Below are 14,165 nucleotides of genomic sequence, written 5' to 3'. Positions count from 1 at the left end.
CCTCCTTACGGCGACGGGATGAGCGTGTTGTCCGACTTGCGGTTGTTCGACCACGCGGTGATGGACGTGACCACCACGGCGATCTCGCCCGAGGCGGGAGCGACGACGCTGCCGAAGTTGTTGTTCGTCGCGCTCAGGCCGGTGATCACACCGTCCGGTGTGCCCGAGAGCTCTTCGCAGCGGAAGTAGTACACCCCGCCGCGCATAAAGCAGTTGTTGATCGTCGGGTTGGCGGTGGTGCTGCCGCTCGGCGTGTCCAGCGTGATGCACGAATTCTGACCGTTGCCCGCAGGCGCGTTGCCCGCGGCGACGTCCTCGTTGGCGAGGTAGCAGTGCTCCACCGTGAGGCCCGTGCCGCCGTAGTACTGGATCAGGTCGGCGTGCGCGGACGGGTCGAGGTCGAGATCGTGGATGTAGCACTGCGACACCAGGGTCGCGCCCTTGCACACGATCCCGTCCTCGAAGCCGGACAGGTCGCAGCGCTTGATGGTGCCGAACGTGGACGACGTGTCGAACACGGCGATCGCCGCCGAGCCGTCCGACGGGCCGATCACGGTGGTGTCCTGCACGGTCAGTTCGCCCGAGCGGGAGTTGATGCCGTAGATAATTCCGAGCCCGGCCGGCACGTCCACGACGCAGTTCTTGACGATGGCGCCGTCGTTGTAGATGTCGATCCCGGCGTTCACCAAGTAGCCGTCGAGGACGAAGTCGTCGGTGTTGACCCTCAGCACCGGTCCGTCCCAGAAGCTGCCCGACGGCGTGGGGTCGCCGATGTTCAGCACCGTCAAGGCTGCAATGTCGCCGAGGTAGCCGACGTTGTTCGTTCCGGCGCGCTCGCCGGGGGCGAGCTGCGCGGGGGTCGCGCTGTAGCGCTTGAGGTCCTTGATGAGCCAAATGTCCGAACCGGACACGTACTCGGCGGTGAGGACGTCTCGCGCGCCCGCGCCCGCAGACAGGTTGACCGCGGGCAGGTCCGCGGGCAAGCGGAACTTGTCCCCGAGGGAGATCCCTCTGCCGCCAACGGTGTCCTGCACAAAGTGCCACTCGACGACCTGCCCGTCGAACGGGTTTGTCGGGTTCGCCAGCGTGCGGTTCCCGCCCAGAGTCACACGGAAAACGCTCGACAGCGACGCATCCGTGGTGAGCGTCGCCTGATCCGTCAGCGCAACGGGCGCCGGCCGGTAACGGGCATCGGCCGCGGCCTGGGAGATGGCCCCGATGTCGCCGGGTACCAAGGTGACCAGTCCCGACCCGTCGGGGCTCTTCCCGTTCACACTCAGTACGAGGCCCGCGCCGCCGCCGACGGGGGTCACCGGCGCCAGGTCGGCCAAGTCCACCGTGGACGGTGTCGCGGGCAGCGCGATGCTGTACGTCTTCTCGGGCAGCCCGCCGAACTTCAGCGTCACGTTGTAGACGAACCCGTTGGGCGCAAGGTCGGTGTCGTCCGTTGCGGGAAGCTTCACGCCCACCCCGCCAGCACCAACGGCACCGGCGGGCCCGACGATCTGCCCGGCCCCGTTCACAGAGCACGACACCGTCTTCGGCAGGATGGTGGTGTCAGCGCCTGCGTCCTTCAGCCACGGGTCACCGGCGACACGGAACTCGACCGTGCCGGTCGGATAGGTGTCGTCCGGGAACACGAACGTACCCGTAACCGTGACGAGGGAGACGTTTCCGGGCAGCGGCATGGATCAGCCCTCGGTGTTCTTGGCGCGCAGCTCGTCGAGCTTCCGGTGCGCGAACGAAACAGCGGTCGCGAGCGCGGTCTTGCCCGCGGTCACGGCGATGAGCCGCCAGTCCAGCTGGGTACCGACGACGAGCGGGGACACGGCGACCACGACGGCGACGGCGACGTCGACCGCGAGGTTCTGCACGAGGGTCCGCAGCGCGCGGACGGCGGCCTCGGTCTTGGGGCGGATCACTGGCCACCGCCAGCGGTCGAGTCCTGGAACCGAACGCGAGCGTTGTTGACTACGCCGACGGCGATGGACTTCGCCTCGGCGGCCGTGACACCGTCCAGGGCGCCGACGCGCTCGGCGATCTCGTCGGCGAGCTTGTCGTAGTCGATCGGCTCGGCGGCGACGGCACGAGTGGCGTTGAACTCGTTGCCCAGCCACTCCAGGATCGTCCGGACCGTCACGAACTTGTCGGAGCCGTCCGGGTTCTTCACGATGCTGCCGTCAGCGGCACGCACCGCGATCTTCTCGTCGAGCAGTGCCATGTCGTCGTCCTCCAGCATGGGGATGTACTGCTTGTTCAGGTCGCACTCCAGGCCGTCCACGAAGACGCGCCCGTTGTTCCACTGGTAGTGGTGGATGCCGTCGCGCACGCCAGATTCGGCGCCGCACAGCCAGAACCGGTCGGCGTGCTCGCCGTCCTGTGCCGCATACACGAAGTCCTGGAACCCGTACGCTCCGGTGAGGAAGCCCGCCGGGTTGATGACCGAGCGTGCGCCGTCCAGAAAGGACATGGCGGTCGCGACCGGAATCCGGTGCGTCGACAGCCACGCGTCCGAGCACATCCAGATCGTGTGACCCTGCGGCAGATTCGCTGCCTTCGCCGAGGCGACCGCCTGGGTGGCCATGCGCACGCCCGCGTCCCAGCCGCCGGCCGGGTCGTTGGTGTTCTGCTCGTAGATCGCATGGACCTCGATGTCGTTCGCAGCGAGGTCGGCGAACTCGTCAGCCGTCAGCCACGGATGACCCTGGCCGGGGAACCACAGGTAGCGGTTGACGAACTTGTAGCCAGCCGCCTTGATCGACGCGCCGGACAGGCGACGCGCGGAGTAGTCGAGGCCGGTCGCGATAACTGCGGGCATGCCCCAGACGCTGAGGCCGGGGTGTCACCCCTGCTGCTGGGCGATGTGCTCCGTCAGCTGCTTGCGGATGCCGTCCACCTGATCCCGCAACGACGAACCCGAGTTCGGATGCAGCTCGTGCTCGATGTCCTTCACCCGCTGCCGTGTGGCCGCGCCGTCGGCTTCGATCGTGGCGAGCCGCTTCATCACACCGTGCCGCTCGGGCACACCGTCGCGGCCCGGCTCGCCGCGCCAGTCGTCCAGGAAGTCGCGGACCCCGACCCACACGGGCCGAACCGCCTTCCACGCCTTCACGATCAAGCCCAGCACCAGACCAGCGCCACCGACGACTACGGCAATCTGCCCGACCGTCAGGCTCGTGATCCACTCAGGCATTTCGGTCCCGCTTCCGCTTCAGCGCGACGCCGGGAGGCATCGGCGGCTTGGCAGGCGGGGGCTGCTCGATCGTGTCGTGCTGCTCGCTGGGCGGATCCTGCCCGCCTTCGTCCTCGGACTCATCCTCGGTTAGGAGGACCGGGCCGGGCGCCGGCACCTCGTGGCGCCAGCCGACCGCGCGCAGGGACGCCTCATGAGCGCTGCCCGGATCCGCCCACATCTTGTGGGTGTCCGGGGCGTCCTCGGCGTGCGCAAGCCACGGCATGACCGGATCCTCCCAGACGAGTGTGTACGAGGTGGGTGGGCACCCTGGGCCCGTAGGCCCACCTTCCCCGCAGTCAGCGCGACCCGCTGCCGACCCAGGGCGCCCGGTCTCACTCGGCGAGCTTCGCCTCGATCGCCTTGGCCAGCTCGACCGCCGGCAGCTCGTTGGCGTCGATGCCGAGTTCGCCAGCCTGCTTCAGCAGGTCGGTGACATGCGCATCGATGCGGGCCGTGATCTCGGCGACCGTGCCGTCCGTGGACAACCCGAGTGCCGCAGCGTCGGCCTGAATCCGCTCCTTCGGGGTGAGCGGCTTCTCCTCGACGGGCTCGACAGGCTCGACGAACGGCGTCGGGTCATCCGGGCCGCTGACTCGCTTGAGCTCGTGCTTGCGCACCTGATCCGCGTAGACCTCGGGCAGTGGCAGCGCCATCCGCCAGATGACGCCGCCCGAGCCCTGGAAGTAGCCGACCTCAGCCGACATGATCAAACCGCCTTCGGCGCCAGGAACGCCGTCACCGTGCCGGTGAACGATGCACCCAGGTCGATCGACAGCGAACCGTCGGACTGGAGGAACCGGCCCGACTCAAGCGGGCCGATCCACTGCGTCGACGTCGCACCGACGGCCACGACCAGGTCACCCTGACCAGCGGCCCACGCGGGCGGGTAGGTGCCCGCCTTGATGGTGACGTTCTTCGAGGCACCCGAGGTGTTGTTGACGCGGAGCATGGTCCGCTCGGGCTTGGCCGCGGCGATCGTGTGACCGTTGGTCGGGTCGCCGTTCGTGCCCGCCGGGTCGGCGAGGTTGCCGTTGCCGACGAACGAGCTGTACGGAACTGCTGTGCGTGCCATGACTGGGGGCTCTCCTTATCAGCCGGTGGTGACGGTGCAGCTCGCCAGGCCCTCGGGGCGGATGAGCTTCGCGCCGTACAGCGCCAGGCCCTTCACCGCGTCCGAGAAGCTGGACTCCGGCCGGTACGCCTCGGTCTTGTTGATCTGCTCGGCCAGCGTGATGGCGATGTTCGTGCCCGCCGTGATCACGTTCTGGTTCGCGCCGGGGACCGGGGTGTTGTTGGAGACCATCACGTCGAAGCCCGCGATGCGACCGGTGAAGCCGTTGCGCAGACCCTCGGTGGTGCCGGCGGCGTCGGCGCGCACGAAACGGTCGTCGCGCAGCAGGACACCCTCGAAGATGGGCGGCACGATGCAGTAGCGGCCCTCCTTCGGCACGTTCGCCTGGTCGAGCGTGACCTTCAGCGGAATGAGGACGTCGTTGTACGCCCGCGCCGCCTCGGTCGCCCACGACGCGGGGTTCGACGTGTCGATGGTGACCGCCGGAACGACGTTGGCCGTCGGCACGCCCGTGTACATCGCCGCGATGTACTGGTCGACCTGATCGGCGAGCTTGTACGCGGCGCGCCGCACGGCCTGCGGGATCACATTGCCGGCGGCCTGACGCGCGTTGACGTCGTCGACCTTAAAGGCGAAGTACTTGGCCTGGTCGACGACCAGGGCGCGCTGCGCGTCGGTCAGTTCCTCGGGAACGATGGTCGTGCTGTTCGGCACGTAGGTACCGATCGTCGGGTCCGAGATCGAGGTGATGCGCACGGTGTCGCCCGCGCCGCTGATCTCGCCCTCGTAGTCCCGATTGACGACCATCGGGCCGCCGTAGACGAGAGCCTTGCGCAGCGCGACGAGGAGCTGCGTGGCCCAGAACTGGGGGATGAACCGGTCGATGGCCACGGTGGTTTCCTCCTGGCGTGGCTCGGTCTTCTGGCGAGCCCGCGGAGTTCGGGCGGATACCTCCGTGTCCCGGTGGAGTAGCCGGGGTTACCTCCAGACGTGACCGTGGCCGGACGGTGTCACCAGTCCGGCCACGGTGGTCAGAACGTGACGCGACCCTCAGCCATGGCGGCCGCGATCTCGTCGTGGTTGGCGAGCAAGTCCTTCTGTGACATGCCCTCAATCTCGGCGCGCGTCCACTGCCGCTTCCCGTTCGGCGCCAACCGGTCCCCGCCTGATGAGCCGGGCAACGCGGGCGCGCCCTTGAACTCAGGCGCCGCGGTCAGCGCACCGTCCACGGCAGACTTCAGCGCGGCTGTGACCGAGTCGCCCTGCGAGCGGTCGACGTCCTTCAACGCGCCGGCCACGTCGACCACGCGCAGGAACAGGTCGACGCGTTCGGGCTTCACGCCAGCTGCGAGTGCGAGAGCCTTGGCGTCGGCTAGGTCGGCGCGCTGCTGGTGCGCGGTCGCCTGCTGCTGCGCCTGCTCCAGCATCTTCGCCGGATCAGGGGTGGCGTTGGGGTCCTGCCAGCCGAACACCTCGGCGAGCTTCTTCATCTGATCGGTCTGCTGCGCCTGCCAGGACTTCTGCGCCTTCTCCAGCCGCTCATTGATGATGCGGTCGAGGTCGGCCTGCGTGAACGTCTTCCCGTCGCCCTGCTGGCCGCTCGGCGTGGGCGGAGTCGGCTGCGGCGCGGGCGGGTTCACGGGAGGCGTCGGGACAGGCGGGGCCGCCGGAGGCTGCGACGTCGGCGCGGGCGGGTTGGGGTCGCCGCCGGTCGGGGCCGGGGGCGCTGCGGGGTTCGGTTGGGTCACGTCCGGCACAATCAGCCGGACGTGTCACCACTCGCGGCCGTCCCGCCTCAGTCGATGACGCACACCTTGGCGTTGGTCGCCGACGAGAAGTTGACGTACACGTTGCCGTCGGCCTGCCGGTACTCCGGTCCCCACGGACCCATGATGTTGCCGACGGGCGTAGTGGCGGCGACCGCGACGACCCGGTTGGCCGGGTCCAGACCGTCCACCTGAGTCGCGACATCGACGGTGACGTTGGTGGCGGTGCCGCCGGTCTGCACGAGCAGCCGGGCGGTCTCGGTCCACGGGAAGTACATGCCGTTCGGACTTGCCGCGGCATCGACGTTGGTCATGGGGGGCTCGCCGCCGGAGCGGGTGGTGTCGATCTTCGCGATGAGGGTGCGTGCCATGACCGCGAGGGTCACGGCACGCTGTCACCTCTCGATCAGACGCGCGCGGGCCAGCACCACTGACCGTTGTCCTCGCCGGGCACGCGCGAGGTCGCCCAGTAGGTGTCGGTGCCGTCCAGGTGCACCTGCAGGTTCGCGGCGTGCCCTCCGAAGGTCCGCACGACGGTCGCCGGATACGACTGGCCAGCGACGACCACGTTGCCACGGTCGCGACCCTCCGAGTTGTTGCGGGCCGCGGTGATCGCCTCGGCGTCATGCTCGGACAGTCGGTAGTGGACGATGCGGCCGATGCTGGGTACGGGAACGGGCGGAACCCCGTCGGTGAGTGCGCTCATGCTGCGACCGTGCCGAGCGCGTGTCATCCGCCGACGGGTCGCTCGCGCTCGCGGCGCCGGTTCTGGCCGGTCGCGGTCGCATACTCCTCGATCCGATGCCCGTACGCCCGGATCCTCTGCCGCAACCGCCGCGCCGCCTGGGTGTCGCCGAGTTGCTGCACCGCGGCGAGCTGCCGCTTCAGCTGCCGCATGTGGCGCTCCATCCGCCGCAGGTTCTGCGCCTCGGCGTAGCCTGCCGGGTTCTCCTGCGGCTCGGAGATCAGCGTCAGGCCGGGCGTGAACATGTCGCCGCGATGCGTGCAGTTCGGGTGCCACAGGCCGGCCGCACGAGCAAGGGCCACAGTGGACTCGACCTCGTGTCCGTCGATCACCTCGCCCACCGACGCACCCGTGATTGACAGGAGTTTGCCCTCCCACGGTCGGCACAACGCGCACTCACGCGCCGAATCGGACACCACGATCAGGTCCCGGCCGCGGGCCACCATGCCATCCAGCTGGCCCTCGACCGCGGCCTGCTGCGCCATGGTCCTGCCGGCCATCCGCACGTACGAGTCGAGGTGCCACTGCTTCCCATCCTCAGCGCGGAACCTGTCCACACCGGACGTGATGAGCCGGTCGACGGCCTCGGCGACCGCCTCGCGGCGGACGATGGTGCCGGTCTGCATCAGCAGCTCGGTGTCGCCAATCGCACGCGTGAACACGTCCTCATGCGACCGGGTCACCGGCACGAACGTGCCGCGCAGCCGCTGCACGAACATCGCCGCCAGCCGGACCACACGCGACACGTCCGTCTCGATCGACGTCTGGTCCAGCCGCTCGGCGACCTTCGCCCCGATCCCGTACGCCTCCTCCAACGCAGCGGTCGCCCGGTCTTCGAGCCCCGCGGCGAGGTGCTGCTCGACGATGCCGCGAAGCTCGGCGCGCACGAGCAAGACCTCGCGGGACTTGTTTTCGGCCCAGCCGGGTTCGGTAACGCCGCGCGCGAGGCGTCTCGTCACCGTGGTGAGCATCCGCTCCGACGCGGCATCCCACACATCGGTCAGGGTCTTCAGGACGCGGTAGGCGTCGGCGGGGTTGACGCCCTTCACGGGCTACCCCTGCGGCCCGGCGTTCGGGGACGGCACGCCGTTGCCCTGCGGGACGGGGCCGACCGGCGACTCGAACCCCGTCGGGGCTGGAGCCATCATCCCGGCGTCCTCCGCCATCAGCCGCTTGACCTCTTCCCCGACCTGGGTGTCGTCCCACTCGGGGTGAGCGGCCTTCACCAGCACTTCCTTCGACGCGGCACGGGCACGCGACAGCAGCTCGACGACCTGCGCCATCTCCAGCGGGTCGGACTGGTCGGTCTCTCGCCACACCAGCGTCGGCCGCTGCGTTGGCCGCGGCGCATCTGGGTTGAGGACCGCGTTCAGCAGCATCAGGGTCTCGGCGATCCGCTCGAGCGCAGGCCGCATGTAGCGGCGCTTCCGGTCGCGGGTGCGGTAGGACTTCTGCTCGCGGCGGCGCATCGCCGTGCCGCTCAACTGGCCCTCGACGTGCATGCCGAACGTCTGTGGCGCGTACCCAGCCCGGCTGACGATCTGCTCGATGAGCTGCAGCACCGTGGCTTCGTGCTCTTGGAAGCGGATCGCGAACTGCACGAGGGTGATCGGCGCGACCTTGCCGCCGTCCTCGGCGGGCATCTCCAGCGGGGTGAAGACCTTCGCGTCCGTGTCGAACGCTCGCGCCGGGTTGGTGTTCTCGCGCCGGCCAAACATGCTTCCGAAGAACCCGGTGGCCGCGCCGCTGCTGGTGTTCGCGCGCGTGACCGGGTCGAGCATCTCCTTCGACGCGAGGATCCGCGCCTTGGCCAGCTCAATGTCCTGCATCCACGACGCCATGGCCTCGTCGAGCGCGTCAAGCAGCGTCTCGACACCCTGAAGGTCGGAGCGCCCGAGCGGGAGCACGTCAAGCGTCATCGGCAAGTCGTTGGGCACGTGCTCGACGAGGATGCCGTTGGGTCGAACCGTCGAGGTGTCGATCACCGGTAGGAACCCGGCGGTGGTCGGGTGCTCTGTAAGCGGCAGCGGGTCGCCCACGTTCGACGTCGAACCGAGCCACAGCTCGTGGCGGATCTGGCCGGGCTCGTGGTGCTCCAGCCAGCGGAACACCTCGCCGTCGCTGCGCGTCTTCCAGCCCTGCGGCGCGTCGAGCTCCTGAACGAACGTCACGGCGATCAGTTCGTCGAACAGGAACATGGGCAGGGCCTCGTCGCCGCGTACAACGGTGAGCAGCGGACGCTTGCCCAGCCGCTCGTCCCACGCGGCCCGCAGGTACCAGCCGCCGATCGGCGAGCCGATCTCGGCGCCCTGCAGCAGTTTGTTGGCCCAGCCGATGGTTTGCGCGATGTTGTCCCACGTGTCCTGAAGCGGGCTCTTCCGCCGCGGCGCGTTCCCGTTCGAACTGTCCGCGGTTTCGGCCTGCTGGTCCTCCCAGTCGATCACCGGGGTGTCGCCGGCAACGAGTTCGGCGGAGGTGCGGGCGATGTCGGCAGCGATGGGGACGTGGATCTCGCGGTTGCCGGGCTTGGCCTTCATGCGCGCCCAGTAGCCGCCGGGCGCGGTGCACGAGCCGTAGGTTTTGAGCGCGGCCAGGTCGCCACTCCAGTAGGCACTCCAGGACTGCCAGTAGTGGCGGATCTTCCAATGCCCTGGGGGCGGCCACTGGCTTCCGGGCTCGATCAGCACACCGCCCACGCTCGTGGTGACGTGTCACCATCGAACGTGGGCGGTGCTCGTCGTGTACCCGACGGGATTCGAACCCGCTGCGGCGAACCGCAGGCCCCCAACTTACGGACCGTCCAGGCTTCCCCTACTAGGCCACTGAGCCGGGCACGAGGCTCGGCGTGTTGCGCCGAGCGGGTGCACTTGGCCAACGTGGGCAACGGCTGTCACCGGTAACGCGTCGTGAGATCGGCACGACTTGCTTGGGAGACGACTTCTGGGAGGGAATCGGATGTCCCCGCGCCTCTACATCGCGATCACCGGCGGCGTGCTCGCCGTGGTCGGGTTCTTCGCGCTGCTGTTCCCGGTCACGCTCGCGTCCGACAGCCTCATCATCGAGAGCATCGAGTGCGGCAACGGGTTCGGCATGGTCAGCGAGAAGCCCATCGGCGCGCCGGACAACTGGCGCACGACGTGCGACAGCGCGGTCAGCACCCGGCAGGGCTGGTCGTGGGGGCTGCTCGGCGTCGGCGTGCTGACGACGGCCGGCGGGCTGTTCGTGCGCACGACGCCAGCGAAGCGTGACGAGGGTTCGCCTACGCAGCCTGCCTAGTGTCTTCGGCGGCGAGCGCGGGGAGCCAGACGCGCCAGATCATCCGGGCCGCCATGATGGCGTAGCGGAGGGCGTCGCAGCCGTGATCGTTCAGCTTCACGGGCTGCTCGATGCCGCGCTCGACGAGCGCTTTCTCGTCCCACACGTAGCCGCACAGCTGGTCCCACAGCACCGGGCACGCGACCGGGTCGATGAACAGGCGGGCGCCCGCGAACAGTGACGCGACGGCCTGCAGGCCGACGTCCACTCGGTTGTCGGCGGATCGCAGGCCGGGCCAGCCGTCGGCGCGCATCTGCACGCGCAGCGGGGCCGCTGAGGGGTCGAGCACGACGATGGGGTCGAGGCCGGTGTCGGCGAGCAGCGGCGCGGCCCACTTCATCAGCCGGTCGGACTGCTGGGCGGTCGACAGCTGGCCCTTGGCGCGGCCGTCGTGTTCCCACTCGGCGACCACGTAGAGCCCGAGCTCGCCCTCCTCGTCGGCGGCGAGCACGACGAGGAGGGCGTGCGTGGGATTGCTCGTGCCGAAGTCGATGCCGACGAGCGCGGCCTGCCACCGGTCTTTGGGCGGTGCGGGCCTGGTGTGCTTCTGCTCCTCGAGCATGGAGTAGATCGCGCCCTCGGCCGCGACCCACAGGCCGCGGATGAATCGCAGGAACCACAGGCCGGTGAACTCTGCCATCAGGCCGGCCACGTAGTCCGGTTCGAGGCCGGGGTTGTCGGTGAGCTCGAAGTGGAACGACACCATGTCGGGCCGGTCCGGGTCGCCGACGGGGAGCGTCAGCTTCTTGATGAAGTCCTTCATCAACCAGTGGCTCGGCGTGTCCGGGTTCGTCGTGCCGAACAACTTGGCGCCCGGCACGGAGAGACGTCCGAGGAGCTGCCGGAAGAACCCTTCGGGGATGACGGTGACCTCGTCTACGTAGGCACCGGCGAGGGTGAGGCCGCGGAGCACCTTCTCCGCTTTGGCGTCGTTGGCGCCGATGACGTGCACGAGCCTGCCGAGGATGCGGCAGGTAGGGGCGCCGCGGTTGAACACGATGGCGCCGGGCGCGATGTCGGCGATGACGTCGAGGACGTTGCGCCCGATGGAGTCGCGGGTCTTGCCGATGATCGCTAGCGGGCCGGGCGGGGCGTTCCGCACGTACAGCAGCCACGCAAGGATCGAGGCGATGGTCTTGCCAGACCTGATTGCCCCTTCCCACAGGTTGATGCGGCAGACGGCGTCGAGGATGCTGTCCTTCTGCTTGGTGGACAGCCGCGCGTGCGTGATCAACCGGTGTCCGTGTGGGCGTCGATCTCGGCGGGCCGGAACCCGAAGTCGCTCTCGTCCTCGAGGTCGGTGGCCGTGTTGGAGACGACCGCGGGCCCGTGGTCGGGGCGGGTGAGCTTCACGGCGAGGCGGAGCCCGAACAGGTCGACGACGAGTCGGATCACGGTTCACCGTCCGGCGGCTGCTCGCCCGGCTCGCGGGCTTCGCGGTCGGCCTGCAGGTCTTCCATGAACGCGTCGAGGAGGCCGGTCACCGAGGCGGTGGTGGTGTTCTCGTTGTCGAGCTTGGCGAGGGCGACGGCCTGCGAGCTGGCGAGTTGGACGGCTTGCATGGTCTGCCGCCAGTCGCCGGGCCCGGACGGTAGTTCGGTCTTCTCGACGTATTCGCCGGCGAACTCGCCGGGTGCCTTGACGACGTTCAGGTGGGTGACTCGGTCGTGCAGCCTGTCGAGGAGGTCGGCCGCGGTGTCGAGCAGGTCTTCCTGGAGTGCGGCGCGCTGGGCGGCGACGTAGGCGGCGCGTGCGGCGGTGGCCGCGGCGGTGCGGTCGGTGGCTTCGGACCAGGCGTCGGACAGGCCGTGCTGGTCGGCGATGCGGCCGACGGTGGTTTTGGAGCAGCCGAAGCGGGCGGCGATCGCCCGGACGGTTCCGTCGGGCGTGCCTGCGTGCGCGCGGATGTAGTCGGCTACCTCGGCGCGCTGGTCGTCCGGCATGCGTTGCTGCGGGGGCGGCACACCCCGGACGGTCAGGCCCCGCTGTCACCCTACTGGTCGCGCGTCTCCAGGAGCTGTTTGCACAGGTCAAGCGTCTGGACGAGGTGGGGGGCGGTGATCGGTGTGCGCATGCTGCCGAGCCGTTCGATCTCGTTCTGCCGTTCGGCGAGGAGTGCGAGGGTGCGGGGGATGATCTGGTCGACCATGGGCGGCGGGGTGGGTGGCATGCGTGCCTCCTGCGGGTGGTGCCCGGCCAGCGCTTCCCTCACCGGCCGGGCGCCGCAGTCTCGCACACCTGTTCGATTCCGTGTCAAGTGGACGTGCGCGCCCGGCGCTGCCTCGCCACGCTGAGGTCGTAGTCGGCTTGCAACCTGACCCAGAACTCCGCGCTGATGCCGAGGCCGTGTTCGAGGTCGAGCGCCGTGTCGGCGGTGATGCTCTTTTTGCCGTTGATGATCTGGTTCACGACCTGCGGGGTACGGCCGATCAGCGTCGCGCAGGCAAGCTGTGTCAGCCCGCGCTCCTGGAGGGTCTCGCGCAGTGTCTCGCCGGGGTGCACGCTCCAGTCCGGCTTCCATTCGACCAGCTCGGTCACGTCGGTCATCCTCTCAGGCTCTGAAGATCGGTGCGCCAGGCTTGATGCAGCGGTGTCGCAGCTCGTCCTCGAACCGCTGCTCTAGCTGTGCGTCGGCGGTAATGAGCGCGCCCGCAAGGGTCATGCCGCGCAAGCGGATCGGTTCGTCGTCGTTGCAGAGGAGCACTCGCCTGCCGAAGAACTCGATCTGTTCGCCGTGTCTGCACCGGACGTTGTCGGCGCCGAGCAGGGACGCGATCTCTGCTACCTCGTCGACACGGCCTCGGCGGCATCGCGTGACGATGAGCAGGTCGCCGGGCGGCCCGTACGCGGCGTGGCGCAGGAATTTGACGAGCACGTCGTCCTCGGGTGGCACAGTTCTCCTCAGGCTGCGGCGGGTAAGGCAGGCTCGCTGACGGGCTCGCTGACGGGCTCTCGCTCGGCACCGGCCGGTGTCGGCAGGTCGAGCGGCAGCAGCAGTTGACCGGGCCGGGCGATCCGGCCCCGGCCAGCCTTGTACGGCACGACGAGCACCAGCAGCGGGCCGGACCACACGGCGCGGGCACGCTTGCGGGCCCGGCGTTCCCGCTCGTACAGGGCGTGGGCCGCTTTGCAGGGCACGCAGTCGCATCCGTGCTTGACCCGGCGGGCGTTCGTGCCGTGGTCCGGCAACACGGTAGGCGGCGGGAACCCGTACTCGCGGGCCAACGCCTTGCGGTCTTGCTTGTCGAGGCCGCCGCTGATGCCGTGCGGCTCCCCGCGCTTGAGCGCGTCCTCGGCGCACTGCCAGCGAACAGGGCAGGCCGCGCACACGATCCGGCACGCGAACGCCTGCGCCGAACCGGGCTTGGCCTCCACCCAGTCGAGTTCGGGGAACAGGCGGCACGCGCTGTCCGCGTGCCAGTCCGGCACGCGCCACGGGATGCGCGGCAGCTCGACGGCCGTCACGAGCCCTCCCACTTGAACGACGCGATCTCGTCCACGTACGCGCCCGCCAGCGAGAGCCCATTGCGAGGCCGGATCGGTACGACGTCCGCTCGGTGCTCGGTGACCTCGGCGGGCTTGGTGAACCACTGATTCGGCTCAAAGTCGAGCTGCTCGACTTCGGCGGCCAGCGCGGTGAGCCACTGCTGCATCCGTTCGGGATCGGCGGGCCCGAGGCGCTGCTCGGCGAGCTCGCGTAGCACGGCGATCGTGGCGGCGCGGGCCCGGTGATGCTGGGCGTTGCGGAGGATCTGCGACCCGTTCACCGACCCTTCGAGCCGGGGCGCGGGTGAGTCGACGGCGGCGCGGGCAGCGCACAGGAGGCGTTCGGCGAGGGTCACTGGTCCTCCAAGGTGTCGGGCGCGGTCGTCTGGTCGGGGTGCTCGGCGCACCAAGCGAGGAGATCGGAGTCAGGCGCAGGGTCGCGGTCGACGGCGGGGAGCTGCTCGGGCTCGTGCTGGCCGAAGAGGGCGTTGTAGGCGCCGAGCAGCATCAGCGCGATCACGAGGAACCCGAGCAGCGTGACCACGC

Annotated in this window: 23 protein-coding genes; 1 reads left to right on the top strand and 22 read right to left on the bottom strand. The window is 69.3% G+C overall.

Going from position 1 to position 14,165, the window contains the following annotated elements; genetic code table 11:
- Positions 1-5: 5 nt before the first annotated feature.
- The 13 genes from QSK35_RS35140 to QSK35_RS35080 form a co-directional block, all read right to left on the bottom strand.
- Entirely contained in the window at positions 6-1,688 is a 1,683-nt protein-coding gene (locus QSK35_RS35140; protein ID WP_285752008.1) for a hypothetical protein, read from the bottom strand.
- Between the two features lie 3 nt (positions 1,689-1,691).
- On the bottom strand, positions 1,692-1,922 hold the full coding sequence (locus QSK35_RS35135) for a hypothetical protein (RefSeq protein ID WP_285752007.1): 231 nt from the start codon (positions 1,920-1,922) through the stop codon (positions 1,692-1,694).
- Positions 1,919-2,818 carry a glycoside hydrolase domain-containing protein gene (locus QSK35_RS35130; protein ID WP_285752005.1) on the bottom strand — a complete coding sequence of 300 codons (900 nt, stop codon included), beginning with the start codon at positions 2,816-2,818 and terminating at the stop codon, positions 1,919-1,921. Before QSK35_RS35130 ends, QSK35_RS35135 begins: the two co-directional genes overlap by 4 nt.
- 24 nt (positions 2,819-2,842) lie before the next feature.
- Positions 2,843-3,193 (bottom strand): hypothetical protein, encoded by a 351-nt coding sequence (locus tag QSK35_RS35125; RefSeq protein ID WP_285752002.1) that lies wholly within the window; start codon positions 3,191-3,193, stop codon positions 2,843-2,845.
- Entirely contained in the window at positions 3,186-3,458 is a 273-nt protein-coding gene (locus QSK35_RS35120) for a hypothetical protein (protein WP_285752000.1), read from the bottom strand. The genes QSK35_RS35125 and QSK35_RS35120 overlap by 8 nt, the downstream gene beginning before the upstream one ends.
- Positions 3,459-3,567: 109 nt before the next feature.
- Positions 3,568-3,939 carry a hypothetical protein gene (locus tag QSK35_RS35115; RefSeq protein WP_285751999.1) on the bottom strand — a complete coding sequence of 124 codons (372 nt, stop codon included), beginning with the start codon at positions 3,937-3,939 and terminating at the stop codon, positions 3,568-3,570.
- A 2-nt stretch (positions 3,940-3,941) separates the two neighbouring features.
- On the bottom strand, positions 3,942-4,307 hold the full coding sequence (locus tag QSK35_RS35110; protein ID WP_285751998.1) for a hypothetical protein: 366 nt from the start codon (positions 4,305-4,307) through the stop codon (positions 3,942-3,944).
- An 18-nt stretch (positions 4,308-4,325) separates the two neighbouring features.
- A complete protein-coding gene (locus tag QSK35_RS35105; RefSeq protein ID WP_285751996.1) occupies positions 4,326-5,198 on the bottom strand; it encodes a phage major capsid protein in 873 nt (290 codons plus the stop codon).
- 140 nt (positions 5,199-5,338) lie between these two features.
- Entirely contained in the window at positions 5,339-6,055 is a 717-nt protein-coding gene (locus QSK35_RS35100) for a capsid assembly scaffolding protein Gp46 family protein (protein ID WP_285751995.1), read from the bottom strand.
- A 47-nt stretch (positions 6,056-6,102) separates the two neighbouring features.
- Complete coding sequence (locus QSK35_RS35095) at positions 6,103-6,444, bottom strand: hypothetical protein (protein WP_285751994.1); 342 nt, start codon at positions 6,442-6,444, stop codon at positions 6,103-6,105.
- A gap of 35 nt (positions 6,445-6,479) precedes the next feature.
- Positions 6,480-6,779 carry a hypothetical protein gene (locus QSK35_RS35090; protein WP_285751992.1) on the bottom strand — a complete coding sequence of 100 codons (300 nt, stop codon included), beginning with the start codon at positions 6,777-6,779 and terminating at the stop codon, positions 6,480-6,482.
- Positions 6,780-6,802: 23 nt separating this feature from the next.
- Positions 6,803-7,867, bottom strand: a complete 1,065-nt coding sequence (locus QSK35_RS35085; protein ID WP_285751991.1) for a phage minor capsid protein — start codon at positions 7,865-7,867, stop codon at positions 6,803-6,805.
- A 3-nt stretch (positions 7,868-7,870) separates the two neighbouring features.
- The gene (locus QSK35_RS35080; RefSeq protein ID WP_285751990.1) at positions 7,871-9,505 is read right to left on the bottom strand and encodes a phage portal protein; all 1,635 of its coding nucleotides are present in this window, start codon (positions 9,503-9,505) and stop codon (positions 7,871-7,873) included.
- A gap of 268 nt (positions 9,506-9,773) precedes the next feature.
- On the opposite strand from QSK35_RS35080, the gene QSK35_RS35075 reads away from it, so the two are divergent.
- Positions 9,774-10,094 (top strand): hypothetical protein, encoded by a 321-nt coding sequence (locus QSK35_RS35075; RefSeq protein ID WP_285751989.1) that lies wholly within the window; start codon positions 9,774-9,776, stop codon positions 10,092-10,094.
- On the opposite strand, the gene QSK35_RS35070 is transcribed toward QSK35_RS35075, so the two are convergent.
- The 9 genes from QSK35_RS35070 to QSK35_RS35030 form a co-directional block, all read right to left on the bottom strand.
- A complete protein-coding gene (locus QSK35_RS35070) occupies positions 10,078-11,367 on the bottom strand; it encodes a PBSX family phage terminase large subunit (RefSeq protein ID WP_285751988.1) in 1,290 nt (429 codons plus the stop codon). The two genes, QSK35_RS35075 and QSK35_RS35070, sit on opposite strands and share 17 nt — an antisense overlap.
- Positions 11,364-11,528: a hypothetical protein gene (locus QSK35_RS35065; protein WP_285751987.1), complete on the bottom strand. Its 165-nt coding sequence runs from the start codon at positions 11,526-11,528 to the stop codon at positions 11,364-11,366. Before QSK35_RS35065 ends, QSK35_RS35070 begins: the two co-directional genes overlap by 4 nt.
- Positions 11,525-12,097: a hypothetical protein gene (locus QSK35_RS35060; protein ID WP_285751986.1), complete on the bottom strand. Its 573-nt coding sequence runs from the start codon at positions 12,095-12,097 to the stop codon at positions 11,525-11,527. Before QSK35_RS35060 ends, QSK35_RS35065 begins: the two co-directional genes overlap by 4 nt.
- Positions 12,098-12,126: 29 nt before the next feature.
- Positions 12,127-12,303 (bottom strand): hypothetical protein, encoded by a 177-nt coding sequence (locus QSK35_RS35055; RefSeq protein WP_285751985.1) that lies wholly within the window; start codon positions 12,301-12,303, stop codon positions 12,127-12,129.
- 83 nt (positions 12,304-12,386) lie between these two features.
- Entirely contained in the window at positions 12,387-12,671 is a 285-nt protein-coding gene (locus QSK35_RS35050; RefSeq protein WP_285751984.1) for a HigA family addiction module antitoxin, read from the bottom strand.
- 13 nt (positions 12,672-12,684) lie between these two features.
- Positions 12,685-13,026, bottom strand: a complete 342-nt coding sequence (locus QSK35_RS35045) for a hypothetical protein (protein WP_285751983.1) — start codon at positions 13,024-13,026, stop codon at positions 12,685-12,687.
- Positions 13,027-13,034: 8 nt separating this feature from the next.
- Positions 13,035-13,598 carry a WhiB family transcriptional regulator gene (locus tag QSK35_RS35040; RefSeq protein ID WP_285751982.1) on the bottom strand — a complete coding sequence of 188 codons (564 nt, stop codon included), beginning with the start codon at positions 13,596-13,598 and terminating at the stop codon, positions 13,035-13,037.
- Positions 13,595-13,975 carry a hypothetical protein gene (locus tag QSK35_RS35035; RefSeq protein ID WP_285751981.1) on the bottom strand — a complete coding sequence of 127 codons (381 nt, stop codon included), beginning with the start codon at positions 13,973-13,975 and terminating at the stop codon, positions 13,595-13,597. Before QSK35_RS35035 ends, QSK35_RS35040 begins: the two co-directional genes overlap by 4 nt.
- Positions 13,972-14,163, bottom strand: a complete 192-nt coding sequence (locus QSK35_RS35030) for a hypothetical protein (RefSeq protein ID WP_285751980.1) — start codon at positions 14,161-14,163, stop codon at positions 13,972-13,974. The genes QSK35_RS35035 and QSK35_RS35030 overlap by 4 nt, the downstream gene beginning before the upstream one ends.
- Positions 14,164-14,165 lie beyond the last annotated feature (2 nt).

Source organism: Lentzea sp. NBRC 105346 (assembly GCF_030269605.1).
Classification (GTDB): Bacteria; Actinomycetota; Actinomycetes; order Mycobacteriales; family Pseudonocardiaceae; genus Lentzea.
Note: the sequence above shows the minus strand (reverse complement) of the source record. Positions and strands in the feature narration are given on the sequence as shown.